The following is a 23,061-nucleotide window of genomic DNA, read 5'->3' on the forward strand; positions in this document are numbered from 1 at the left end:
CGACCTCGTTATCGAGGCGGTGTTCGAGCGCATGGACATCAAGAAGGACATCTTCACCAGGCTGGACGCCATCTGCAAACCCGGCGCGATCCTGGCCACCAACACGTCTGGCCTGGACATCGACGAGATCGCCGCGGTCACAAAGCGCCCCGAAAGCGTCATCGGCCTGCACTTCTTCTCGCCGGCCAATGTGATGAAGCTGCTGGAGATCGTCCGCGCCGACCACACCAGCAAGGAGGTCATCGCCACCTCCATGAAACTGGCCAAGAAGATCGGCAAGGTCGCCGTCCTGGTGGGGGTCTGCCCCGGCTTCGTCGGCAACCGCATCTTGGGCCAGCGCCAGCGCGAGGCGCAGAAGCTGGTCATGGAAGGCGCCATGCCCTGGGACATCGACCGCGTCCTCTATGACTTCGGCTTCCCCATGGGGCCCTTCGCCATGAGCGACCTGGCGGGCCTGGACATCGGCTGGGTCAAGGAGCGCTCCAAGGGCGAGAGCATCCGCGACGTGCTGTGCGAAATGGACCGCCGCGGCCAGAAGACCGGCGCGGGCTATTACGATTACGACGAGGCCCGCAACGCCAAGCCCTCGCCGGTGACCGAACAGGTGATCAAGGACTTCATCGTCAAGACCGGGGCCAATCCCCGCGAAGTGACCGACGAGGAGATCCTGGAGCGCTGCATCTATCCGATGATCAATGAGGGCGCGAAGATCCTCGAAGAGGGCAAGGCCATCCGTCCCTCGGACATCGATGTGGTCTGGCAGAACGGCTATGGCTGGCCGGTCTATCGCGGCGGCCCCATGTGGTACGGCGACCAGGTCGGCCTGCCCAAGGTGCTGGCCAAGATGCAGGAGTTCCAGGCCAAGATGGGCGATCAGTTCAAGCCCTCGCCCCTCCTCGAAAAGCTGGTCGCCGAAGGCAAGTCCTTCAAAGACCTCTAAGACCCCTCCCCGAACGTCCAGAGAAGCAGGATTTTTGCATGCGTGAAGCTGTCATCGTCTCCGCCGCCCGCACCCCGATCGGCAAGGCCTATCGCGGCGCCTTCAACAACACCACCGCCCCCACCCTGGGCGGCCACGCCATCGCCGCGGCCGTGGCCCGCGCCAAGGTCGACCCGGCCGAGATCGACGACGTGGTGATGGGCGCGGCCTTGCAACAGGGCACCACGGCCCAGAACATCGGCCGCAACGCCGCCCTGCGGGCCGGCCTGCCGGTCAGCGTCGCGGGCATGTCGATGGATCGCCAGTGCTCGTCGGGCCTGATGGCCGTGGCCACCGCGGCTAAGTACATCACCCATGACGGCGCGCCGATGGCCATCGGGGCTGGCCTTGAGTCCATCTCGCTGGTCCAGAACGACAAGATGAACCTGTTCCGCGCCCGCGACGAATGGCTGGCCGAGCACGTTCCGGAACTGCAGGTCTCCATGATCGAGACCGCCGAGATCGTCGCCGATCGCTACAAGATCAGCCGCGAAGCCCAGGACGAGTACGCCCTGCAGTCCCAGCAGCGCACCGCCCAGGCCCAGGCCGAAGGCCGGTTCGCTCAGGAAATCGTGCCGATGACCACCACCATGATGGTGTTCGACAAGGCCACCGGCCAGGCTTCGGAAAAGGAAGTCACCATCGCCCAGGACGAGGGCAACCGTCCCCAGACGACGCTGGCCGACCTGCAGAAGCTGCAGCCGGTGTTCAAGGGCGGCCGCTATGTCCAGGAAGGCAAGTTCGTCACCGCCGGCAACGCCAGCCAGCTGTCGGACGGCGCCGCGGCCCTGGTGCTGATGGAAGCCAAGGAAGCCGAGAAGCGTGGCCTGGAGCCGCTGGGCGCCTATCGCGGCATGGCCGTGGCCGGCTGCGGGCCTGAGGAGATGGGCATCGGCCCGGTCTTCGCCATCCCCAAGCTGCTGGCCCGCAACGGCCTGAAGATGGACGACATCGACATCTGGGAGCTGAACGAAGCCTTCGCCTCGCAGCTGCTCTATTGCCGCGACACCCTGGGCATCCCCAATGACAAGCTGAACGTCTCGGGCGGCGCCATCTCCATCGGCCACCCCTACGGCATGACCGGCGCCCGCTGCACGGCGCACATCATGTACGAAGGCAAGCGCCGGGGAGCCAAGTACGGCGTCGTCACCATGTGCGTCGGCGGCGGCATGGGCGCGGCGGGCCTGTTCGAAATCTTCTAGGTCGAGACCCCGCCTTCAATGACGAAAGGGGCCGCTCCTGTCGGGGCGGCCCCTTTTTTCATGCCTGGAGCCGCGCTCACGCATGAGGCTGTCACCAAAGTTTTTTGCGAATTGATTGCAACTAACCCTTACGGTGGGTCATTGATACCCTATATGGAAATCGTCCGCACGAAAGATTGAGACGATGAAGAGAACCGTCGCCAAGACCCTGACCTACAGCGTCATGCACCTGATCGTGGCCTTCACCGTGGCCTACGTACTCACCCGGGATTGGCGGGCGGCCCTGGCTATCGGCATGGTGGAGCCCCTGTTCCAGACCATCGCCTTCGCCTTCCACGAACGGGCCTGGGCCAAGGCCGACGCCCGGGCCGTGGCTGCGCCGCCAGACGGAACCCCTGCCTAGGCTCGGCCGTTCGACAACAAGCTGAGCCATAACCGACAAGAAGGAGCTATTTCATGGTCGAGAAGATCAAAACCGGCCTGGACGCCGACGACCGGAAGGCTGTCGCCCAGGCCCTGTCCAAGATGCTGGCCGACACCTATGCGGTCTATCTCAAGACCCACGGCTTCCACTGGAACGTGCGAGGCCCCAACTTCTCCTCGCTGCACGCCCTGTTCATGGAGCAGTACACCGAGATGTGGCAGGCCATCGACGACGTGGCCGAGCGCATCCGCGCCCTGGGCGAACTGGCCCCGCAGGGCTATGGCGCCTTTGGCAATCTCAGCTCGATCAAGGACGGCGACCCCGAGGGGGACTCCCAGGCCATGCTCCAGGCCCTGACCGCCGACCATGAGACGGTCATCGCCACCTGCCGCGACGCCCTGGCGCTCGCCCAGAAGGCCGATGACGAGGCCAGCGCCGGCATCATCACCGACCGCCTGGAAGCTCACGAGAAGCACGCCTGGATGCTGCGGGCCACGCTCGGCGGCAAATAGGCTCAAGGCTGGGGGTCGAGGCGCGCGGCGATCGCATCGACGCGGGCCACCCAGCAACAGTCATGACGTTCGGGCCAGGTCTCCACCTGGCCCCACGGCCCGGCCAGTCGCCGGGCCGTTTGCTTGACCACCGCTGGCCGCACCAGCGGATCGAAGGCGCCGGTCAGATGCATCTGGGGCGCTGCGATCGGCGGGAGATCTGCGGGGTCGAGGCCCAGCAGCGGGCTTAGGCCCCGACTGCGGGTCCAGGCCGCCAGATCGAGCGGCGCGGCGATCGTCACCAGGCCGGCCACATCGTCGCGCCGGGCGGCCACCAGGGCGGCCATCACCCCGCCGCCGGACCATCCCACCAGGACCACGCGTTCGGCGCCGGCCCGGGCCATCAGGACGCTGACCGCGGCGTCAGTCATCGCCACAGCCTCTTCCGAAAATCGGTGAGTGGTCCAATCCGCGCGCTTGCAGGCGGCGTCCGTCACATACTGGCAAGGCCGCCCCAGCCAGGCCGCGGGATGCGGCCAGGCCTTTGCCAGTTCGAGCCCCACGGGCCTGTCCGGCGTCGGATCTGGGCTGGCCCGGCCCTGCCGGTCATGGGCGCGCCCGTCCCCCTCAATGACGAGGGTCAGCGTCCCAGTCAGCGGGGCGCCAGACGGCATGGCGGCGGCGAGGGTTCGCCCCGCCGCCGCCACTTCGAACCGCATCCATCCGTCGCCCAGGGGGTGGACGTGTCCGGCGACGACGGGAGATGCGATCAGCAGCGGCGCCAGGAACAGGGGTGTCAGGCGCCGCCACATCGGGTTCAGAAGGCCCGGCGCAGGGTCACGCCGAAGGTGGACTGGGTCTCGTTGGACTTGCCCACCAGGGCCTGGGCCGCGAGGGCGATGCTGAAGCGGTCGGCCACCGGAATGGCGACCCCGGCCCCGATCAGGCCGTAGTCCCTATCCACGCCCGGCGCGTCGTCGGTCTGGTGATTGAAGCTCGCCGACACGTAAGGAAGCCAGGCCGCCCCGGTGTAGAACAGCGAGGCGCCGCCGGAGACCACGGTCATATCGACCTTGTTCCCGGCGATCGGCCGGTTGGCGTTGTCCTGATAGGCGTCGGTCTCGGACGAGGAGGACGCCAGGCCAAGGCTGGGGATCACCACCCAGCTGTCGCCCAGGGCCTGCTGCGACTCCACGGCGACCGAGCCGAAGACCTGGGTCCGCTCGGTGGTCCCGAAGCTGCGCAGGGCGCCGGCGTTGCGACCGTACTCGACGTCGAAGGCGCCATAGCCCACCGAGGCCGTCAGGCGCAGGACCGGATCCTGCGACCAGCTGGCATAGAGGCCGCCGTTCCAGCCGTCGGTTTCATAGGTGGCGGCGGGACCTTCCAGATCGGTGCGGCTGTGGGCGACATAGCCCCCCAGGATCACATCGCCCGCCGTGACGTCCAGGCCGAGCGCCACGGCGCCGCCATAGCCGTCCTGGGCCGAACCTGCGCGCTTGTCTTCGACGTAGGAACCGGTGGCGTTGATCCAGACGCCGGCGGCTGGCGTGGATGCGCCGGCCGAGGCCCCCCGATAGTCGCCATTGTCGGTGCGCAGCATGGGCAGCTGCGCCTGCAGGGCGGCCATGCCGATGGCCCGAAGCCGCCCGTTCACGAAGCCCTCGAGGCTGCCGATCTGCATCCGGTCGCCCACCAGCGCCATGAACAGCTGGTCGGCCTCGGCGAAGGTGATCAGCGCCTGCTCGGGGACGGACAGGGTCACCACCGAGCCATCCGGATTGGTCACGGTGATCGAGCCGTCATTGATCACCGGCGGCGTCGTGGGCGTGGTCGGAGTCGTCGGCGTGGTGGGCGGCGTGGTCGGCGTGGTTGGGGTCGTCGGCGTGGTGGGCGTCGTCGGCGGGGTGACGGGCGGCGTGACCGGCGGCGAGGTGGACGGCTGCCCAAAGGCCACGGCGCAGGCGCCCGTGCCGGTCACGGCCTGGGTCACCGTATTGACCTGACAGGTGAAGGGGGTGGTCGTGCCGCCCTGGCTGATGGTGCCGGTATAGTCGATGACGCTGGCGCCCGGCACGACGCTGGTGAAGTTCACCGTCGCCGGATTGGCGCCGAAGTCCGGCCCGCCGCTGATCTTGATGGTGATGTCGTTCAGGCTGCGGAAGGTGGTCACGATGGTCGTGCCGTCGGCCAGGGTGACGGTGCTGTCGGCCGCCTGGGCCAGGGCCGCGCCGCCGGGCGCGGCGAAGGCGATAACGAGGGCCGAAAGGCCGGCCGCAAACAAACGCATGATGAAGAACCCCCAGGATGGACTGTGCAAAACTGTCGCACCTCCTCCACCACGGGTTGGTCCGGGCCCGCATGATCCATCTGGACTATGCGCGCCGAAAAGCGGGCCCCGATCCTGGCCCCAGCGACAACAGAAAAGGGCGGCGCGGTTTGCACCGCGCCGCCCAAATCTCAGACGTATGGTCTGGCTTAGAAGCGGTACTGAAGCTCCACGCCGAAGGTGCGCGGGAAGATCGGCTTGACCGTCTGGCGGGCGCCGGCAGCCGATGGCGTGGTGACCACCGAGCTGTCGATGCCCTCCTCGTCGAAGGCGTTCTTCACGAAGCCGATGATCGTGTAGCGATCCTCGATGTCGCGATACAGGAGGCGGAAGTCCGCCACCTGGGTCTCGCCGGCGGTGTAGCCGGGCTGGGCGAAGACCGTGGTCTGCTTGTCGGCGGTATAGGTGTAGGTGGCGCCCGCCGTCAGGGTGCCGGCGGCCAGATCCCAGGCATAGGTGCCGCCCAGGCTGACCTTGTTTTCCGGCGCCAGGGGCAGGTTGTTGCCCTCCAGCGACTGGAGCCGGTTGCCGTTGGCCAGGGGCGCGCCCGTGGGGTTGGCGTTGGGCTGCAGGGCGAACGGATCAGCCGTATCGACGTAGCAGCAACCGGTGGTCAGCTCGCTGTTAAGATAGGCGTAGTTGAGGAACAGTTGCAGGTTGTTCACCGGCGACCACTGCATCTCGGTCTCCAGACCCCAGACGGTGGCGTCCAGGTTCAGGAACTGGGTGGCCGTGATGGCGCCGAGCGGCACCGTCAGAGGCGTCTGGAAGCCCTGGTAGTCGGAATAGAAGAGCGCCGCGTTCAGGCGGAAATTGCCCGCGAAGTCACGCTTCAGGCCGAGTTCGTAGGAGTCCACATATTCCGGGTCGGCATAGGGGTTGGGGGTCAGGCCGTTGGACCCGATCCAGCCGCCGGACTTGTAGCCGCGGGAATAGCGCAGATAGGCGTTGGTCGCCGCGTCAGGCTGCCACTGCAGGCCAAGCGTGCCGGTCAGCGCGTCCCAGTCGCCGGCCAGGTCGCGGCGCAGGCCGCCGCCCGCGTTGGGAACCAGGTCGGCCGTGGCCGGATTGGCCGCGCAGCCGGCCAGGGTGGTCGTGCCGCAGACCTGCAGGGTGGTGATGTCCACCGCGAAGCCCTGCCCCACCGACAGCGGAATGCCGGCCTGGGCGAAGCTCGCCGCCAGGGTCGGCAGACGCGCCACATAGCGGGCGATGTCGAAGCCGTCCTTCTCGTCCTTGGTGTAGCGAAGGCCCGCCGTCAGGGTCCAGGTGTCGTTCAACTCGTAGTCGATCTGACCGAAGGTGGCGTAGGAGGTCACATCGATGTGGCCGTCCACATAGAGGAAGGCGCCCCGCGGATTGGCGGCGGCCGGCGCGCCGGCCAGGGTCAGCGGCTGGAACATGGAGGGATCGCCCACCACGCGGATGCCCTGCGGCTGATCATAGCTCTGAGCGTACTGGTAGACGCCGACGATCCACTGCAGCGGCCCGTCGCTGTTGGACGACAGGTTGAGCTCGTTGGACCACCACTTCTGGCGTTCCTGATAGAAGGTGCGCGCATCGGTGGAGACGCCCGTGGCGGTGAACGGCGTCAGCGGGCCGGGGCCATCGAGGTCGGGGATGTTGATGTTCTGCGGACCGGTCCGGGCGGTCAGATCGTTATCCGAAGCGGTGTCGTAGGTGTACTGCTGGTAGCCGCCGTAATATTTCAGCGTCGCCCAGTCCATGTCCCAGGTCAGGTCGAAGTGCAGGCGATGGTGGTCGCTGAGCTTGCCGATCGAGGTGAAGTTGGTGTTCTGCGACAGCGGGTCGGAGGAGCCGGGGTTGGCGCCGTTGAAGCCGAAGGTCGTGTTGTAATAGAGGGCCGAGGTGCCCGAGCCGGCCAGCGAGGTGGTGTCGTAGGGCGAGACCACGTTCTCGAAGGTGTTGCCAACACCGGTGCTGTCATCCCAGTTGAACTTGGAATAGCGCATCCGGGCGGTGATGTTCTCGCCGAGGTCGGCCTCCAGCTGAGCCTCGATCATCCAGCGGTCGACCATGGTCGCATCGTCGGCCGGGCCGCTGTTTTCGATGAAGCCCTTGTCGCGGCGCTCCATGGAGCCGCCGAGCAGGAAGCGCAGGCCGTCGGTCACCGGGCCGCGGATCAGGGCGTCGGCGCGATAATATTCATAGTTGCCGAAGGTGCCGCGGACCTCCCCCTGGAAGTCGTCGGTCGGGCGCTTGGAGATGATGTTCATCGCCCCGCCGATCGAGTTGCGGCCATAGAGCGTGCCCTGGGGTCCGCGCAGCACTTCGGTCCGCTCGATGAACAGCGACGGCGTCGAGGCGTCGGCCATGGAGTTGGAGAAGATGCCGTCGGAATAGAGGGCGACCGACGGGTCGGTGCCGATGGCGTTGGTCAGGCGGCCAAAACCCCGGATCGAGAGGCGGTCATTGTTGGTGTAGCTGAGGCTGGGCGTCACCCGCGCCAGATCCTCCACCGTGGCGACCCCAAGAATATCCCGGCGTTCGCTGGTGAAGGCCGTGACCGCGACGGGCACGTCCTGCAGGCTCTGGTCACGCCGTTCGGCGGTGACGACGAGCTCTTCCAGCATGGTGGCTTGTTGAGCGAAGGCGGGTGTCGCCGCCACGATGGCCGCCGTTGAGACGCCCATAACGAATAGGCTGCGCAAGCGCAGGGTGTGGTTCATTGGTTTCCTCCCAGCCGCCGCAGGCTCTTTTTTGGCCCGTCGTGCGAAATTGATAGGACCAAGCTGGACCAGTCGAACACTGTTCGGATAGGCGAAAATTCAAAGAGGCGTCGCCACGCGAGAATGAGGCCTCGCCACGCGCGCATGACGCGAATTCAGCGCCGCGACACCAGGATTTCCAGGCCCAAAACAGCTTCGCGCACCGTCTCTGAGTCGAGTCGGCCAGGGCCGCCGCGGGCCAGGGCGAGCGCCGCCACACCCCGGGCGCAGGCCCAGATCGCCTGGGCCACCTGGCGGATCGCATCGGGATCGGAGCCCGGTTTGAAGTCCTGTCCGACCGCGCGGATCATCTCGGCGAAGGCCGCGCTCTCGGCCTCCTCGACCTCTTCACGCCGTCCCACATCGCGCATCTCATACATCAGCCCGTAGAGGGCGGGGCGGGCGCGGACAAAGGCCAAGTAGGCCATACCCGAGGCTCGAAGACTGCTCATCTCGCCGCGGGCGTCGGCCGCCGCATGCAGGGCCTCGGCCAGGTCGCGGAACCCCTCCACGGCCAGACCCGCCAGCAGGGCGTGCTTGTCGGCATAATGATAATAGACGGTGCCCAGGGCCACGCCGGTCCGCCGGGCGATGGCGCGCAGGCTGAGCGCCGAGGCGCCTTCGGACTCCAGCAGGGCGCTGGCGGCGGCTGAAAGCTGCGAGCGGACATTGCCGACGTGATAGCTGCGCCGCCGAGCCAGAACCGCTGAGGTCGTTGCTGTCGTGCCCATCTGTACTCCGGCCCATCCGAACTCGAAGGATGTCGCGTGAACAGCGGTAACCTAAGCCCATTGACGCCACGGCGCCCAAACAATTGCGAAGACCGCTGCGCCCCCCTTAGCTGAAGCTGGCGGTGACGGCGCCGAGCACGGCGATCAGATCGGCCGGGGCGATCTGGATCTGCAGGCCCCGCTGTCCGCCATTGACGAAGATCTGGGGGTGATCGAGGGCCACGGCCTCCACCACGACCGGACAAGCCCGCCTCTGACCCAGGGGGCTGATGCCGCCCACCTTGTAGCCGGTCATCCGCTCGGCCTTGTCCGGGGCCATCATCACCGCCGACTTCCCGCCGGCGGCCTGGGCCAGGCGCTTGAGCGCGGCTTCCCGATCCGACGGCAGGACGGCGCAGACCGGCTTGCGGTCCACCAGGGTCATCAGGCTTTTGAACATGATCGCGGGATCGACCCGCAGGCTCAGGGCGGCGTGCCGGCCGATGCTGTCGGCGCCGGGATCATAGTCGTAGGTGCGCAGGCCATAGGTCACGCCGGCGCGGTCAAGGACCAGGGTGGCGGGGGTGACTTTCGACATGGGCTGGCGATTGGACCGGCCGCGGGCGGCGGTCAAGCGGGGGACGCGTCTGGGGACGCATCTGGGCCGGGGCCGACCCTGGCAGCCGGGCCTGGAAGAGGGTCGGGGCGAACAGGGCCATCGGGGCGGGCGGGCTCACGGGCGACCGCCCTTGACCGAGCGTAGGGCCGGGCGGGGCGTCGGCGCCTGCCAGAGCTCTTCCTCCCAGGCGTCTTCCCACCAGGCGCGGCTCGACTGGGTCTTGCAGCGGAGCGGCGCATCATCGACCACCCGCACCACCTCGGCCTCGGCCTCGTTCCAGATGACGGAGATGTCCAGGCTGCGGGCGGCTTCCGAGGCGTTGAGGCGGCCGGCTTCCCGGAGCTCGGCGGCCCGGTAGGGCGACAGCGACCGGCGAACCCGCTGGGGACCCAGGCGCGTCTCCAGATCGGCGTGGGTCAGCACCGCGGCGATCAGGTCGGCCCCAGGGGCTTCGGGACGCGACGCCAGATCGAGCAGCGGCGCCGGGGCGGCCATCCGCATGCGGGGCTGACGGGATTGGCGTTTGGCGGCGGGCATTTGGGTCTCCATCGGTTCGACACCCTGGACCCTAGGGGCCGGGTACGTCAGAATCGGACGCATGATCTCGCGAGGTTTCGATGCGACATGAGAAGGCCGCCCAGCTGCTGGAGCTCGCCCGCGCGCTGGCCAGCACCGCAGAGGGCCTGACCCTGGATGAAATGGCCGATACGGCCGGGATCGGTCGGCGCACCGCCGAGCGGATGCGCGACGCCCTGCGCGAGCTGTTCCCCCAGTTCGAGGAGATCGACGACCCGCCCACCCGGCGGTTCCGCATCCCCGCCGGCCTCGACGGAATCTTTCAGACGCCGGACGCCGAGGAGCTGGGCGCCCTGCGGGCGGCGGCCGAACACTTCCGCGCCAGCGGCGGCGCCGGCCGCGCCGCGGCGCTCAGCCGGCTGGAGGCCAAGGTGTTGTCGGCCATGCGCGCCCCGGCCCGTCGACGTCTGGCGCCGGACCTGGAGGCTGTTCTGCAGGCCGAGGCCATCGCCGTGGCGCCCGGTCCGCGGCCGTTCGAGGACGAGGCGGTGTTGCGCCAGGTGCGCGAGGCGATCATCAGCCTGCGCCGGCTGGCCTTCGCCTATATGGGGGGCAGCACGCCGGGCCGGGTGCGGGAGGTCAGCCCGCTGGGCCTGCTGTTTGGCCGCAGCAACTATCTGGTGGCCGCCGAGGGCGAGGGCGGCGAGCCGCGCACCTGGCGGCTGGACCGCCTGGCCGAGGTGCGGGTGCTGACCGCGCCTGCCACGCCGCCGGCCGGCTTTTCCCTGGCCGCCTTCGTCGACCGCAGCTTCGGCATCTATCAGGACGCCGTGGAGGATGTGCGCCTGCGGGTCCGCCCCCATGGCGCGGAAGAGGCGCTGGGCTGGCGCTTCCACTCCACCCAGCAGGCCACGCCGCAGGCCGACGGCTCGGTGCTGGTGGCCTTCCGGGCAAGCGGGATGCGGGAGCTGGCCTGGCACCTGTTCAGCTGGGGGGACAAGGTCGAGATCCTGGCGCCGCAGCGCTTGAAGGACATGATGGCCGAGCAACTGAGCTTGGCCTTGGGTGTTCATCAGGCTTAAGCATGGACGGTCACGTCTCAGAGCCCCAGCACCTTGCCCCGCAATCCCGACCCCCGCCGCCCGATCAGACCAGCCGACGGGCTCATCCCATGACCGCGGGCCTGTCGGCGGCCGTGGGGGCCGCCATCCGTCGGCTGCGCCACGCCCGAGGCTGGACCCTGGCGGAACTGAGCGCCCGCGCAGAGGTCCCGTTGTCGAGTCTATCCAAGGTCGAGCTTGGCCAGACCTCCCTGGGTTATGAAGTGCTGATCCGCCTGTGCCGCGCCCTCGAGGTGGATGTCGATCACCTGATCAAGCCCGAGGTTCTGGAGGCAGCGCCGTCTCGTCAGCCCGGCCGGCGCGCGGTCGTCCGCGCCGGCGAGGGGGAACCCCGCGACTTCGGCGGCCTGGCGGGGTTGGCCGGCGCCACCGACCTGTTGCGGCGGGACTTCACGCCCGTGGTGCTGGATGTGACCGAGGGCCAGCGAACCGGGCGGCTGCTGCGCGCCCAGGGCGACGCCTATCTCGTGGTCCTGTCCGGGGCCGTGGTGGTGCATTCCGACATCTACGCCCCCTTGAGCCTCCAGAGCGGTGACGGCGTCTATTTCGATGGCGCCATGGGGTTCGCCCTGACCGCCGAGCAGGGCGAGCCGTCCCGCGTGCTGCTGATCCACCAGGGCGCAAACGTCGTCGAAGACTAGACGAGGTTCACCGGCCCTCCGCTGAGGCGCGCCTCAGGCATCCTTTTAGAATTTTCCAGGTCCTGGCTTCTCCTCGGCCCGCGTCACCCGCGACCACAATCGTGGACGCTGCGCCGCAGCATCTTGCGCCGAGCCGAGGATTCTCCTATTGGAGAATTATTCTCCGAATTAACCTTAGATTACATCACATCTGAGAATGGTGTGAGGAGCCGATCCGCTGTTCCCCCACGGAGTTCCCGCCCACGATGCTCGCCGCCCAGTCGCTGTCGGAGCGCCGCATGTCTGGGCCTGAATCCGCCCGGGCGGCGTTCCAGGCGCAGGATGCGGCCACCGTGCTGGTGGTCGATGACTCGCCGGTGATCCGCCTTCTGCTGGGCGATATCCTCAGCGCCGCGGGCTATGATGTCCGCCTGGCCGAGGACGGGGCCCAGGCCCTCGACATGATGAAGCGTCGGCGGCCGGACCTGGTGCTCACCGATCTCAACATGCCTCAGATGGACGGCTTCAGCCTGGTGGCGGCCATCAAGAGCGATCCGAACCTGGCCGACCTGCCCATCGTGGTGATCACCAGCGAAGAAACCGAGGCCAAACGCGCCCGGGGCCGCGAACAGGGCGTGGATGGCTGGATCGTCAAGCCGTTCGAGCCGGCCGAATTGCTTGAGGTCCTCTGGCGCCTGGACTTCTGATCGGCGATCAGCCGACCTTGCGTTGCGACAGGTCGATCGGCTCTCCATCGAGCCCCGCGGCCCGATCGATCAGAGCCTGCTCGAGGTCCCGCGCCAATCGCCCCTCCGGCGTGGCCAGAGCCTGCAGTTCACAGAAGGCTTCGAACAGGTCCTCCTGCATGGGACCCGAGGCCTCTCGTCTCATGGCCTCGGCCTCCTGCCGCACGGCGTCTTCCACCGCCTGGCGGGTTTCGTCCGACAGCACGGCCAGGGCGCTGAGGGTGGCCCGGCCCAGCGCGCTGGCGCGCCGCGCTTCACGTTGCAGCTCGTCCAATCGACGACGGATATCGTCGAGGGCCGCCTCGGGCGGTCCATTCATATCGACCTCAACACTTTACGATGAGGCGCTGCACGGAGTGGGCTGGCGAGACACCTCTCGCGCCCGAGCCAGCGGACAGCGCGGCCTGTGGAAACTGTCGCCCACCTAGTGGCCGAACGACGTCATGTCAACGTTCCGTGCATTTACACCTATTGCAAATGCGACTTGTGTAAACGCACAAACTGAGGCCTCCTTTCTCAGGAGGGGATCCAGAATTCATGAGTGAAACCAAGAGCAGCCTCCGGTCTGTGGATCCGGAAGCCGAGTTCGGCCTCGATGTGCCTGAGTACTTCTTCTACCTCCTGTTCCAGGCGGTGCGACGGCGTGACGCGGCGTTCGAGCGCGCGCTGTCGGGCCTGGAGCTGACGCTGGGCCAGTGGCGGGCGATTTCGACCATCCGACGCTTCGAGTCCTGCGCCATGTCCGAGCTGGCAGCCTTCACCGCTGTGGACCGCACCACCCTGACCCGCAGCGTCGATCAGCTGGTCCGTCGCAGCCTGGTGGCGCGCCGCACGCCCGAGCGCGACCGTCGGCAGGTTCGGCTATCCCTCACCGAGGCCGGTCAGCAACTCTACGCCCGGGCCGTCGATCAATTGCTGGACTTCAACCGCCAGGCCCTGACCGGCGTGCCCGCCGAGCGTCAGCGGGACATCAGTCGCGGCCTGGCCGCCGTGATCCGCAACCTGGAGCCGGACCCGGAGATGGCCGAGGCGCTGATCCGGTTCGAGCCCGCCGCTCTGCCGGGACGCCGGACCTGACAGGCCGCCAAGGATTTCTGCGACTCCCTCGCAAGACCTGTGGCATGCTCGGCTGATGTCCGCGCCGTGCGATCCCGTTGAACCCGCCGAGGAGGCCGCGCCTGCGCCCCGGGCCATGACGCCTCTGGCCATCCTGTTCTATCGGGGCCTGGGCATGGCGGCCCTCGGCCTTGGGATACTCGGGGCCTTCCTGCCCCTGTTGCCGACCACCGTCTTCCTGATCATCGCCGCCTGGGCCTTCGGCAAGAGCGCGCCCAAGCTCCGGGCGCGGATGTACGCCCACAGGCGCTTTGGCCCCACCCTGCGCGCCTGGGACGAGCGCGGCGCCATCCCGCCCCGGGCCAAGGTCGCCGCCGTCGTCGGCATGGGGATCAGCTGGGGAATCGTCCTGTTCAGCAATCGCGGGCCCCTGGTCCCGACCCTGGTCGGCGTGGCGCTCCTGGCCTGCGCCGCCTATGTGCTCACCCGCCCATCGGCCTGAGGCGGCTCACCAGGGGACCGACGTTCCATCCCAGGCGAAGAAGCCGCCGCTGTCGGCCGGCGTCAGGCCGCCCAGCACCGCCAGCAACTGCTCGGCTGCGAAGTCGGGGGTGAACAGCTTCTCGTGCGCCACGCCCCCCTGGAACGGGGCGCTGAGGGCGGTGTCCACTGTGCCGGGATGCAGGGCGACGCAGATCGCCTGCGGCCTCTGGCGCGCCAGTTCAATGGCCAGGGTGCGGATCATCTGGTTCAGGGCGGCCTTGGAGGCGCGATAGCCGTGCCAGCCCCCGAGCCTGTTGTCGCCGATACTGCCCACCCGGGCCGATAGCGCGGCGAACACGGCCCGCCGATCCCTGGCCAGGCGGGGCAGGAAGTGCTTGGCCACCAGGGCCGGCCCCACCGCGTTGACCTGGAAGGCGGCCATCAGAGCGTCCGGATCCAGGCTCCGCCAGGATTTCTCGGGGGAAAGGCCAGGGCCATGCAGCTGGCCCGTGGCGACGAACACCAGATCCACGCTCTCGCCTGCGCCCAGCGCCTCGGCGGCCGCAGCGATCGAGGCCTCATCGGTGAGATCAAGCCGCGCCCAGTCGGCCTGGGGCGGCAGACCCTCGGGGCGCTGGCGCGAGAGGGCCAGCAGCCGGGCGCCAGGACGCTCAGCCGCCAGCCGGGTGAGGACCGCAGCGCCCAGCCCGCCGCTCGCCCCCACCACCACCGATGTTCCCATCGCCGCCTCCTCGAACCTGTCCTTGGCCTTTACGGCGGGGACGTACGGGCCGACGCAGGCTGCGGGCGCCAAATCGTCGCAGGCGCTTGATCTGGACGCAGCGCCCCCAACATTAGCATCAGTGCAGGCTGGCTAACCCCACGGCGGCAGAAAAGCCGCTGGCCGGCCCTGCCAGGGCGCGCCGGGCGTGAGACTGTGACGCTTCTCTCCCCCCAAGCCCCGTCCGGACTCCGTCGGGCGCGCCCAACCTTCTCTCAAAACCTGCGCAGCAGGCAGGTCGCCGCCGATCCTAAGGCGGCGCGCCGACCAGGATCTCACGCTTGCCCGCATGATTGGCGGGACTGACCACGCCTTCCTGCTCCATCCGCTCGATGAGCGAGGCGGCCCGGTTGTAACCGATCTGCAGCCGGCGCTGGACATAGCTGGTCGAGGCCTTGCCATCGCGGGTGACCACGGCCACGGCGCGGTCATAGAGATCGTCGCCCGAGCCGCCGCCGGCCCCTAAATCGTCGCCCCCGCCGCCATCCTCGTCATCGCCGCCGGCGGTGACGTCCTCGACATACTGCGGCTCGCCCTGGGCGCGCAGGAACTTGGCCACCGCTTCGACCTCCTCGTCGGAGACGAAGGGGCCGTGCAGGCGGGTGATCCGCCCGCCGCCGGCCATGTAGAGCATGTCGCCCTGGCCCAGCAGCTGCTCGCCGCCCTGTTCGCCCAGGATGGTGCGGCTGTCGATCTTCGAGGTGACCTGGAAGGAGATCCGGGTCGGGAAGTTGGCCTTGATGGTGCCGGTGATCACGTCCACCGACGGACGTTGCGTCGCCATGATCAGGTGGATGCCGGCGGCTCGCGCCATCTGGGCCAGGCGCTGGACGGCGCCTTCCACATCCTTGCCCGCCACCAGCATCAGGTCGGCCACCTCGTCGATGACCACCACCAGATAGGGCATGGGCTTGGGATCGATCCGCTCGCTCTCATAGACTGGCCGGCCATTGTCGTCGAAGCCGGTCTGGACGGTGCGCTCGAAGTGCTCGCCCTTGGCTGCGGCCTCCTTGGCGCGCTCGTTGTACGAGGCGACGTTACGGACGCCGATCTTCGACATCAGGCGATAGCGGTCCTCCATCTCGCGGACGGTCCATTTCAGCGCGACGATGGCCTTCTTGGGATCGGTGACGACGGGCGCCAGCAGGTGCGGGATGCCGTCATAGACCGACAGCTCCAGCATCTTCGGGTCGATCATGATGAAGCGGCACTGCTCGGGCGCCAGCCGATAGAGGATCGACAGGATCATGGCGTTAACCCCCACTGACTTGCCCGAGCCGGTGGTGCCGGCGATCAGCAGGTGGGGCATCTTCGACAGGTCGGCGATATAGGGCTCGCCGCCGATATTCTCCCCCAGCGCCATGGGCAGGGCGAGCGTCGAGCGCTCGTACTCCGGGCTGGCCAGCAGGTCGCGCAGATAGACGGTTTCGCGCTTCTGGTTGGGCAGTTCGATGCCGATGGCGTTACGGCCCGGCACCACGGCCACCCGGCAGGCGGCGACCGACATGGAGCGGGCGATGTCGTCGGACAGGGCCACCACGCGGGCGGACTTCACGCCCGGCGCGGGCACCAGCTCATAGAGGGTGACCACGGGGCCGGGGCGAATCTGGTCGATCTGGCCGCGCACGCCGAACTCGGCCAGCACGCCTTCCAGCAGCTGGGCGTTCTGGCGCAGGGCGCCCTCGTCGAAGGCGGCCGCCCGGGGCTTGGGCTTGGCCAGCATGGAGAGCTCAGGCAGCGAGAAGCCGTCGGGCCGGACGAAGTCGAACACCCCCTGGTTCTCGCGGGTCTCGCGGGAGGAATCCCGCGGCGGGGTCTTGGGCGCGCGGATGGCGAGCGGCGGACTCGCCCCCTCGGCCTCGACCGGGGCGGCCATCGCTGGCGCCGCGGCGGCGGCGGGCGCTGCGCCAAGGGCTTCGGCGGGGATTTCGGCGGCGCGGGCGGCGCGCCGCGCTCTGGCGGTGCGCGCCGGGGCGGGCTCGGGACGCGGCTCGATCTCCACCTTCGGTCGCGGCGTCAGAGCCTGGGCCAGGGCCTCGCCGATCCCGGTCAGATTAAAGCGGCGGACGCCCAGGGCGAAGGCCAGGGCGAGCGCGCCGGCCACCCCGAGCAACAGGGCCGAGATGGGGCGGGAGGCGGGAATGCGGGCGAAATCCAGAAGACCTGCGAATCCCGCCAGAAGACCATGACCCCAGAAACCGCCCAGCCCCTTGGCCAGGGGCCAGACGGCCGGCGCCGGCGGCCACGACATCAGGGCCGCGAGCCCGAGCACCCCGGCCAGGCCGATCAGGGCGCGAAGACGCAGGTCGCCGCGATTGGCGTCAGGGTCCGGCGACAGGGCGCGCGACAATCCGAACATCACCATCAGCAGGGCCGCCAGGCCCGCGGTCAGGCCCAGGGACTGCATGCCGATATCGGCGATGGTCGCGCCGGGTCCGCCCAGGACATTGAGCGGCGCATGGCCGGTGGCCGCGTTCAGGCTCGGGTCGGCGGCGTTGTAGGTGGCCAGCGCCAGGGCGAGCGCCACGCCGGCGGCGGCCAGCAACCCGCCGCGCAGCCGCGCGGTCAGGGGATGGATCCAAGCCAGCCGGGCCACGTGAAGCCCCAGCTCCACACCCGATTTTCGCGCCGCCCGCGCCATAAGGCCTCCAGGAAAGACAAGCGGCCCATCTATGGGTCGGGAGGGTTAAGAGGCGTTTACCTCGCTGGACGTGGGCTGGAGATGACACGGCGGCGCAAACCACGCCGACGCCCATCAAGCCGCTTCCGCTCCAGGCCTTGCCGCACTAGGATTTGAGCCATGTGGACTGTCCCCCAACCCGTTCTCCGCCTCGTGGCCCTCGCCCTGCTGGGCGTCGCCGGCATAGCCTTCGCCATGGGGGTGATCGGCGCCGAGCCCCGCGGCGGTCGCCTGCCCGGCGAGGCGCCCAGTTCGGGCGACGCGGTCGCCCCGGTGGTCGCCACCGACGCCCGGGCGCTGGACGAGAACAATCGCGATATCGCCGCGCGGGACGCCGCGATCGAGAACGAGGCGACGGAAGCCGCAGCCACCGTGGCGGCCGCCGAGCCCACCGTAGAAACGGCCGCGGCCGACCCGCAGATCCCCGCTCTTCAGGTGCCGGACGAGCCGGTCGCCCCGCGTCCGCCGCCGGCCAAGGCCCCTGCGCCCAAGGCCCCGCCAACTCCGGCGCCCAGCGGCGACGCCATCGGCGATCTCGTGGATGGCCTGACCCCGTCCGAACTGCCGCCCTTCTAAGGGTTAGGCGGCGTCTCGTCTGGCGGACGGCGTCCGATGTCGGCCAGGGGCGGACGACCGCGTTCACGATACTTGATGGCCTCAGGCGCGGTCACCCCGGCCGAGACGATGAACTGGATCGCCTCGTTCAGGGTCCAGTCGAGCCAGACCAGCCGATCCACCGGCACGATCTCCACATAGCCCGAGGTCGGATTGGGCGTGGTCGGCACATAGACGGCCGCCAACTCCTCGCCGGAATCGGCCGCCCGGAAGATCTGGGTGACCAGGCCGACGGTCTTCATCTCCTCAGAGGGAAACTCGATGAGCACCACCTTCTGGGCCTGCTCCATGGGCGAGTGGAAGCTGGCGATCAGCTTCTGGGCCGAGGAATAGATGGTGCGCCCTACCGGGATGCGGCCGACCAGGTCATCCACCGCCTTGCCGAAGGCGCGTCCCGCCGCGCCGCGGGCCAGCACGCCGACGATGGTCAGGATCACCAGGGCGGTGAGAATCTCCAGGATGGTGGTGAACATCCCGCCCTCATCCCCGGCGCCGCCGAGGGTGGTGAGCGGCCGGATCACCAGGGCGCCCAGCAGAGCCGCCAGCTTGGCCAGCAGCCAGAGCGCCCAGACGGTCAGCGCCAGCGGCGCGAGGGTGACCGCGCCGAGCGCCAGGGTCTGGGGCCAGCGGATCAGAAGTTGTCGGACGGCGGGGTCCATCGGCGTGCGGCTCCGTCGGCTGCGTTCAAGGCCTACCTAAACGCAGCCGCCGCTTTACGGAAACATGGCGACCTTATGCCGGGACGGGCGCCACCTGGTGCTGGGCGAAATGGGCCAGCATGCGGGCCCAGCCGTCCTTGGCCGCCGCGGCGTCGTAGGCCGAGCGATAGTCGGCATGGAAGCCGTGCTGGGACTCCGGATAGACGATGATCTCGCTGTCGGTCTTTCCGGCCGCGGCCAGGGCGGCGCGCATCTTTTCCACGTCGGTGAGCGGAATGCCCTGGTCCTGGCCCGCATAGAGGCCAAGCACCGGCGCCGACAGATCGGCGGCCATGTCCACCGGCCACTGGCGCTCGTCGGCCGGGGCGTCGGCGGGGCGGGCCAGGCGGCCGTACCAGGCCACGCCGGCCTTGAAGAGGTTGAGCCGCTGGCAGGCCTGCCAGGTGATGTTGCCGCCCCAGCAGAAGCCGGTGATCGCCGCGCTGTCGGCCTGGGCGTAGTCCTGGGCCTTCAGGAAGGCCATGGCCGCCGAGAGATCGCCCATCACCTGCTCATCGGTGGCCGTCGCCACGATCTTGCGGATCTCGGCATAGTCGCTCATGCCCGAAGGATCGCCGGCCCGGGCGAAGAAGTCCGGCGCCATGGCCACATAGCCAAGCTGGGCCAGCCGGCGGCAGACGTCGCGGATGTACTCATGCACCCCGAAGATCTCGGAGACCACGATCACCACCGGATAGGGACCTGCGCCGGCGGGCCGCGCCAGATAGGCCGGGATCTGGGTGTCGGGCGGGGAGAGCTGCACCGTCTCGGTGACCAGGCCGGCCTCCGGCGTGGTGATCGGCTCGGCCTGGGCCGACAGGGCGAAGACCGCATAGCCGCCAAGCGCTGCGACCGCGAGGCCGCGGCGCGACAGGTTAAGATCAGACGGCTTGGTCCCTTCGGGACGGGTCAGCGTGGTCATGGGCGTCCTCGTTCTTCTGGTTGGCGCGATCCTGCGGGCAGGGCGGCATGGAGTCCAGACGCTGAGGCGGTCAGGCCAAGGGTCCAGCCCGTCGCAGGGTGAGGTTGATACGGCCCCCGCCCGGGACCAGACGCGAGGAGCCCGCGATGATCCGGTCGATCCCGTGATGGGCGAGACGCGCAGGTCCCGCCAGCAGGCAGACATCGCCCGAGGCCAGCCGCACCGAGGTCGTCGGGTCCCGCCGGCTGGTCCCGCCGATCCGGAAGACCGCCGTGTCGCCCAGCGACACCGACAGCACCGGCAGGCTGAAATCGGTCTCGTCGCGATCCTGGTGCAGACCCATCTTCGCTCCCTCCCGATAGAGATTGACCAGGCAGGCGTCCGGCGGAACCTCGGGATCGGCGAGTTCAGCCCAGAGGCGCAGCAGAACCTCAGGAATCTCGGGCCAGGGCTGGCCGGTCGCCGGATGGGTCGGCTGATAGCGATAGCCGCCCGCATCGGTCATCCAGCCGAGGGGGCCGAAATTGGTCATCTCCACGCTCATGGGCTTACCGCCCGGCGTCACGGGGCGGTAGAAGGGCGCGGTCGCGGCCTTCTCCAGCACCTCATTCAGCAGGACGGCCTGCGCCGGCGCATCGAGGGCCCCGGGCGCGAGACGAAATCCGGTTTGTGAAACAGGCTGCATCAGACTCCATATAGGATGAGATGAACCCGCCCGCCCCCTTCCAGCGCCCCCTCTCCCTGCGCGCCCTGACCGAGGGCGAGCGCGCACTGGCCCACGAGGTGTTCGGCGAAGGCCTGGCGGCCGAGCGTGTGCGTATCCTGGCCCTGCCGGTCTGGCCGAGAGCCTTTGCCGCGGGATCGCGGCTGATGGTCTTCCCCACCGCGGCGGCCGTAAGCGACTTCGCCCAGGCGCCCCTGGGGCTGCAGGGATTGTTCGTCCACGAACTGACCCACGTCTGGCAGGCCCAGCGGGGGGTGGGACTTCTGTGGGCCAAGCTGCGGGCCGGCGATGGCCCGGAGGCCTATGCCTACGACCTCGGTTCGGGCCACAGCTTCGGCGATCTCAATATCGAGCAGCAGGCCATGGTTGTGCAGCACGCCTTCCTGGCGAGCCGGCAGGCCCAGACCCCCTTCCCGGCCCTGGCCTATGGGGCTTTTCTGGCCAGATTTTGCGCACCCCGCGACGATAAACCCTGGAAACTTTAGGGGCATTGGACTTGTAGCCGCTATCAGGAGCCCCATATCGCGACTCGACGGCGGCGCCTTCTTTGGGCTAACCGCCCGAGACCCTTTTTCGACCGGGGGCGGTGACAAGAACGGGGGTGCTTCACTAGAAGGCCCACACGCGCCGTCCGCCAACAAGGAGCGAGCAGGACTCGATATGAGCAAGATTATCGGCATCGACCTCGGCACCACCAATTCGTGCGTCGCCATCATGGACGGCAAGACGCCGAAAGTGATCGAGAACGCCGAAGGCGCCCGGACCACCCCCTCGGTGGTGGCCATTCTCGACGACGGCGAACGCCTCGTCGGCCAGCCGGCCAAGCGCCAGGCGGTCACCAACCCGTCCAACACCCTCTTCGCCATCAAGCGCCTGATCGGCCGCCAGTATGGGGATCCGACGGTGGAGAAGGACAAGGGCATGGTGCCCTACGACATCGTCAAGGGTCCCAGCGGCGACGCCTGGGTTCGCGCCCATGACAAGGATTATTCCCCCCAGCAGATCTCGGCCTTCATCCTTCAGAAGATGAAGGAAGCCGCCGAGCAGCACCTGGGCGAAAAGGTCGAAAAGGCGGTCATCACCGTCCCGGCCTATTTCAACGACGCCCAGCGTCAGGCGACCAAGGACGCCGGCAAGATCGCCGGCCTGGAAGTCCTGCGGATCATCAACGAGCCGACCGCGGCGGCGCTGGCCTATGGCCTCGAGAAGAACGACGGCAAGAAGATCGCCGTCTACGACCTGGGCGGCGGCACCTTCGACGTCTCGATCCTGGAGATCGGCGACGGCGTCTTCGAGGTGAAGGCCACCAATGGCGACACCTTCCTGGGCGGCGAGGACTTCGACCTGCGGATCGTCGACTACCTGGCCGACGAGTTCAAAAAAGAGAACTCGGTCGACCTGCGTAAGGACAAGCTGGCCCTGCAGCGCCTGAAGGAAGAGGCCGAAAAGGCCAAGAAGGAGCTGTCCTCGACCACCCAGTACGAGGTCAACCTGCCCTTCATCTCGATGAATGCGTCTGGCCCGCTGCACCTCAACATCAAGCTCTCGCGCTCCAAGCTCGAAGCCCTGGTGGAAGACCTGGTGGCGCGCACCATCGGCCCCTGCGATCAGGCGCTGAAGGATGCGGGCCTCAAGAAGTCCGACATCGACGAAGTGATCCTGGTCGGCGGCATGACCCGCATGCCCAAGGTCGTGGAAGCGGTGAAGGAATTCTTCGGCCGTGAGCCCCACAAGGGCGTGAACCCCGACGAGGTCGTGGCGCTGGGCGCTGCGGTCCAGGCCGGCGTGCTGCAGGGCGACGTCAAGGACGTGCTGCTGCTGGACGTCACCCCCCTGACGCTCGGCATCGAGACCCTGGGCGGCGTGTTCACCCCGCTGATCGAGCGCAACACCACCATCCCGACCAAGCGCTCGCAGACCTTCTCGACCGCCGACGACAACCAGTCGGCGGTGACCATCCGGGTCTTCCAGGGCGAACGCCCGATGGCGGCCGACAACAAGCTGCTGGGTCAGTTCGACCTGGTCGGCATTCCCCCCGCGCCCCGCGGCGTGCCGCAGGTCGAGGTCACCTTCGACATCGACGCCAACGGCATCGTCAACGTGCAGGCCCGCGACAAGGCCACGGCCAAGGAACAGTCGATCCGCATCCAGGCCAATGGCGGCCTGTCGGACGCCGACATCGAGGCCATGGTCAAGGAAGCGGAGTCCAACAAGGCCGAGGACGAAAAGCGCAAGGCGATGGTCGAGGCCAAGAACCAGGCCGAGGCCGTGGTCCACTCTACCGAGAAGGCGCTCGCCGAACATGGCGACAAGGTCTCGGCCGAGGACAAGGGCGCCATCGAGACGGCGCTCGCCGACCTGAAGTCGGCGCTGGAAGGTGAGGACGCCGAGGCGATCTCCACCAAGACCCAGACGCTGATCCAGGCTTCGATGAAGCTTGGCGAGGCCATGTATGCGGCCCAGCAGGACGCCTCGGGCGAGGCTCAGCCGGACGCGAGCGGCGACGACGTGGTCGACGCCGAGTTCGAAGAAGTCGACGACGACGACAAGAAGTCGGCGTGACGAACCGCCCCATGGCGCGGCGCCCCCTCATCGCTCACCAGGCTGTCAGGGTTG

General features: G+C 68.3%; 24 protein-coding genes. 12 read left to right on the forward strand and 12 right to left on the reverse strand.

Annotation, left to right across the window (positions count from 1 at the left end; all coding sequences use genetic code 11):
• The 4 genes from Q8L83_RS16600 to Q8L83_RS16615 all read left to right on the forward strand — a co-directional run.
• Positions 1-940: 3-hydroxyacyl-CoA dehydrogenase (locus Q8L83_RS16600; RefSeq protein ID WP_305288937.1), on the forward strand; the 940-nt coding region annotated here is incomplete at its 5' end.
• Between the two features lie 38 nt (positions 941-978).
• Complete coding sequence (locus Q8L83_RS16605; protein WP_305288939.1) at positions 979-2,181, forward strand: acetyl-CoA C-acyltransferase; 1,203 nt, start codon at positions 979-981, stop codon at positions 2,179-2,181.
• Between the two features lie 184 nt (positions 2,182-2,365).
• A complete protein-coding gene (locus tag Q8L83_RS16610) occupies positions 2,366-2,584 on the forward strand; it encodes a DUF2061 domain-containing protein (protein WP_305288940.1) in 219 nt (72 codons plus the stop codon).
• Positions 2,585-2,637: 53 nt separating this feature from the next.
• Positions 2,638-3,117, forward strand: coding sequence for a Dps family protein (locus Q8L83_RS16615; protein WP_305288943.1), 480 nt, complete (start codon positions 2,638-2,640; stop codon positions 3,115-3,117).
• 2 nt (positions 3,118-3,119) lie between these two features.
• Here Q8L83_RS16615 and Q8L83_RS16620 read toward each other — a convergent pair whose 3' ends face one another.
• From Q8L83_RS16620 to Q8L83_RS16645, 6 genes are all read right to left on the reverse strand, one after another.
• Complete coding sequence (locus tag Q8L83_RS16620; protein ID WP_305288945.1) at positions 3,120-3,908, reverse strand: alpha/beta fold hydrolase; 789 nt, start codon at positions 3,906-3,908, stop codon at positions 3,120-3,122.
• 5 nt (positions 3,909-3,913) lie between these two features.
• On the reverse strand, positions 3,914-5,386 hold the full coding sequence (locus Q8L83_RS16625) for an autotransporter outer membrane beta-barrel domain-containing protein (protein WP_305288947.1): 1,473 nt from the start codon (positions 5,384-5,386) through the stop codon (positions 3,914-3,916).
• Positions 5,387-5,574: 188 nt separating this feature from the next.
• Positions 5,575-8,115 (reverse strand): TonB-dependent receptor, encoded by a 2,541-nt coding sequence (locus Q8L83_RS16630; RefSeq protein WP_305288949.1) that lies wholly within the window; start codon positions 8,113-8,115, stop codon positions 5,575-5,577.
• Between the two features lie 155 nt (positions 8,116-8,270).
• On the reverse strand, positions 8,271-8,885 hold the full coding sequence (locus tag Q8L83_RS16635) for a TetR/AcrR family transcriptional regulator (protein ID WP_305288950.1): 615 nt from the start codon (positions 8,883-8,885) through the stop codon (positions 8,271-8,273).
• A 106-nt stretch (positions 8,886-8,991) separates the two neighbouring features.
• Positions 8,992-9,462 (reverse strand): aminoacyl-tRNA deacylase, encoded by a 471-nt coding sequence (locus tag Q8L83_RS16640; protein ID WP_305288952.1) that lies wholly within the window; start codon positions 9,460-9,462, stop codon positions 8,992-8,994.
• 135 nt (positions 9,463-9,597) lie between these two features.
• The gene (locus Q8L83_RS16645) at positions 9,598-10,020 is read right to left on the reverse strand and encodes a hypothetical protein (RefSeq protein WP_305288954.1); all 423 of its coding nucleotides are present in this window, start codon (positions 10,018-10,020) and stop codon (positions 9,598-9,600) included.
• An 80-nt stretch (positions 10,021-10,100) separates the two neighbouring features.
• On the opposite strand from Q8L83_RS16645, the gene Q8L83_RS16650 reads away from it, so the two are divergent.
• From Q8L83_RS16650 to Q8L83_RS16660, 3 genes are all read left to right on the forward strand, one after another.
• Entirely contained in the window at positions 10,101-11,081 is a 981-nt protein-coding gene (locus tag Q8L83_RS16650; RefSeq protein WP_305288955.1) for a YafY family protein, read from the forward strand.
• Between the two features lie 89 nt (positions 11,082-11,170).
• Positions 11,171-11,761 carry an XRE family transcriptional regulator gene (locus tag Q8L83_RS16655; protein ID WP_305288956.1) on the forward strand — a complete coding sequence of 197 codons (591 nt, stop codon included), beginning with the start codon at positions 11,171-11,173 and terminating at the stop codon, positions 11,759-11,761.
• Positions 11,762-12,039: 278 nt separating this feature from the next.
• The gene (locus Q8L83_RS16660) at positions 12,040-12,447 is read left to right on the forward strand and encodes a PleD family two-component system response regulator (protein WP_305288957.1); all 408 of its coding nucleotides are present in this window, start codon (positions 12,040-12,042) and stop codon (positions 12,445-12,447) included.
• A 7-nt stretch (positions 12,448-12,454) separates the two neighbouring features.
• On the opposite strand, the gene Q8L83_RS16665 is transcribed toward Q8L83_RS16660, so the two are convergent.
• On the reverse strand, positions 12,455-12,805 hold the full coding sequence (locus Q8L83_RS16665; protein WP_305288959.1) for a hypothetical protein: 351 nt from the start codon (positions 12,803-12,805) through the stop codon (positions 12,455-12,457).
• 218 nt (positions 12,806-13,023) lie between these two features.
• Between Q8L83_RS16665 and Q8L83_RS16670 the strand changes: the two genes are divergently transcribed.
• Together Q8L83_RS16670 and Q8L83_RS16675 are read left to right on the forward strand one after the other, a co-directional pair.
• Positions 13,024-13,563, forward strand: a complete 540-nt coding sequence (locus Q8L83_RS16670) for a MarR family winged helix-turn-helix transcriptional regulator (RefSeq protein WP_305288961.1) — start codon at positions 13,024-13,026, stop codon at positions 13,561-13,563.
• A 55-nt stretch (positions 13,564-13,618) separates the two neighbouring features.
• The gene (locus tag Q8L83_RS16675) at positions 13,619-14,044 is read left to right on the forward strand and encodes a YbaN family protein (RefSeq protein ID WP_305288963.1); all 426 of its coding nucleotides are present in this window, start codon (positions 13,619-13,621) and stop codon (positions 14,042-14,044) included.
• 6 nt (positions 14,045-14,050) lie between these two features.
• On the opposite strand, the gene Q8L83_RS16680 is transcribed toward Q8L83_RS16675, so the two are convergent.
• Together Q8L83_RS16680 and Q8L83_RS16685 are read right to left on the reverse strand one after the other, a co-directional pair.
• On the reverse strand, positions 14,051-14,767 hold the full coding sequence (locus Q8L83_RS16680; RefSeq protein WP_305288965.1) for an SDR family NAD(P)-dependent oxidoreductase: 717 nt from the start codon (positions 14,765-14,767) through the stop codon (positions 14,051-14,053).
• A 289-nt stretch (positions 14,768-15,056) separates the two neighbouring features.
• A complete protein-coding gene (locus tag Q8L83_RS16685; protein WP_305288967.1) occupies positions 15,057-17,447 on the reverse strand; it encodes a DNA translocase FtsK 4TM domain-containing protein in 2,391 nt (796 codons plus the stop codon).
• A gap of 159 nt (positions 17,448-17,606) precedes the next feature.
• Between Q8L83_RS16685 and Q8L83_RS16690 the strand changes: the two genes are divergently transcribed.
• Complete coding sequence (locus Q8L83_RS16690; protein WP_305288969.1) at positions 17,607-18,062, forward strand: hypothetical protein; 456 nt, start codon at positions 17,607-17,609, stop codon at positions 18,060-18,062.
• Here the strand turns inward: Q8L83_RS16690 and Q8L83_RS16695 are convergent.
• The 3 genes from Q8L83_RS16695 to Q8L83_RS16705 form a co-directional block, all read right to left on the reverse strand.
• Complete coding sequence (locus Q8L83_RS16695) at positions 18,059-18,760, reverse strand: DUF502 domain-containing protein (protein ID WP_305288971.1); 702 nt, start codon at positions 18,758-18,760, stop codon at positions 18,059-18,061. The genes Q8L83_RS16690 and Q8L83_RS16695 overlap by 4 nt on opposite strands.
• Positions 18,761-18,833: 73 nt before the next feature.
• Entirely contained in the window at positions 18,834-19,721 is an 888-nt protein-coding gene (locus Q8L83_RS16700) for a dienelactone hydrolase family protein (RefSeq protein ID WP_305288973.1), read from the reverse strand.
• A gap of 70 nt (positions 19,722-19,791) precedes the next feature.
• Positions 19,792-20,406 carry an alpha-ketoglutarate-dependent dioxygenase AlkB gene (locus Q8L83_RS16705; protein WP_305288974.1) on the reverse strand — a complete coding sequence of 205 codons (615 nt, stop codon included), beginning with the start codon at positions 20,404-20,406 and terminating at the stop codon, positions 19,792-19,794.
• A gap of 20 nt (positions 20,407-20,426) precedes the next feature.
• On the opposite strand from Q8L83_RS16705, the gene Q8L83_RS16710 reads away from it, so the two are divergent.
• Positions 20,427-20,930 (forward strand): hypothetical protein, encoded by a 504-nt coding sequence (locus Q8L83_RS16710; RefSeq protein WP_305288976.1) that lies wholly within the window; start codon positions 20,427-20,429, stop codon positions 20,928-20,930.
• Between the two features lie 175 nt (positions 20,931-21,105).
• The gene (gene dnaK / locus Q8L83_RS16715) at positions 21,106-23,007 is read left to right on the forward strand and encodes a molecular chaperone DnaK (RefSeq protein WP_305288978.1); all 1,902 of its coding nucleotides are present in this window, start codon (positions 21,106-21,108) and stop codon (positions 23,005-23,007) included.
• Positions 23,008-23,061 lie beyond the last annotated feature (54 nt).

Origin of the sequence: Phenylobacterium sp., assembly GCF_030680185.1 — a bacterium.
Lineage (GTDB): Bacteria > Pseudomonadota > Alphaproteobacteria > Caulobacterales > Caulobacteraceae > Phenylobacterium.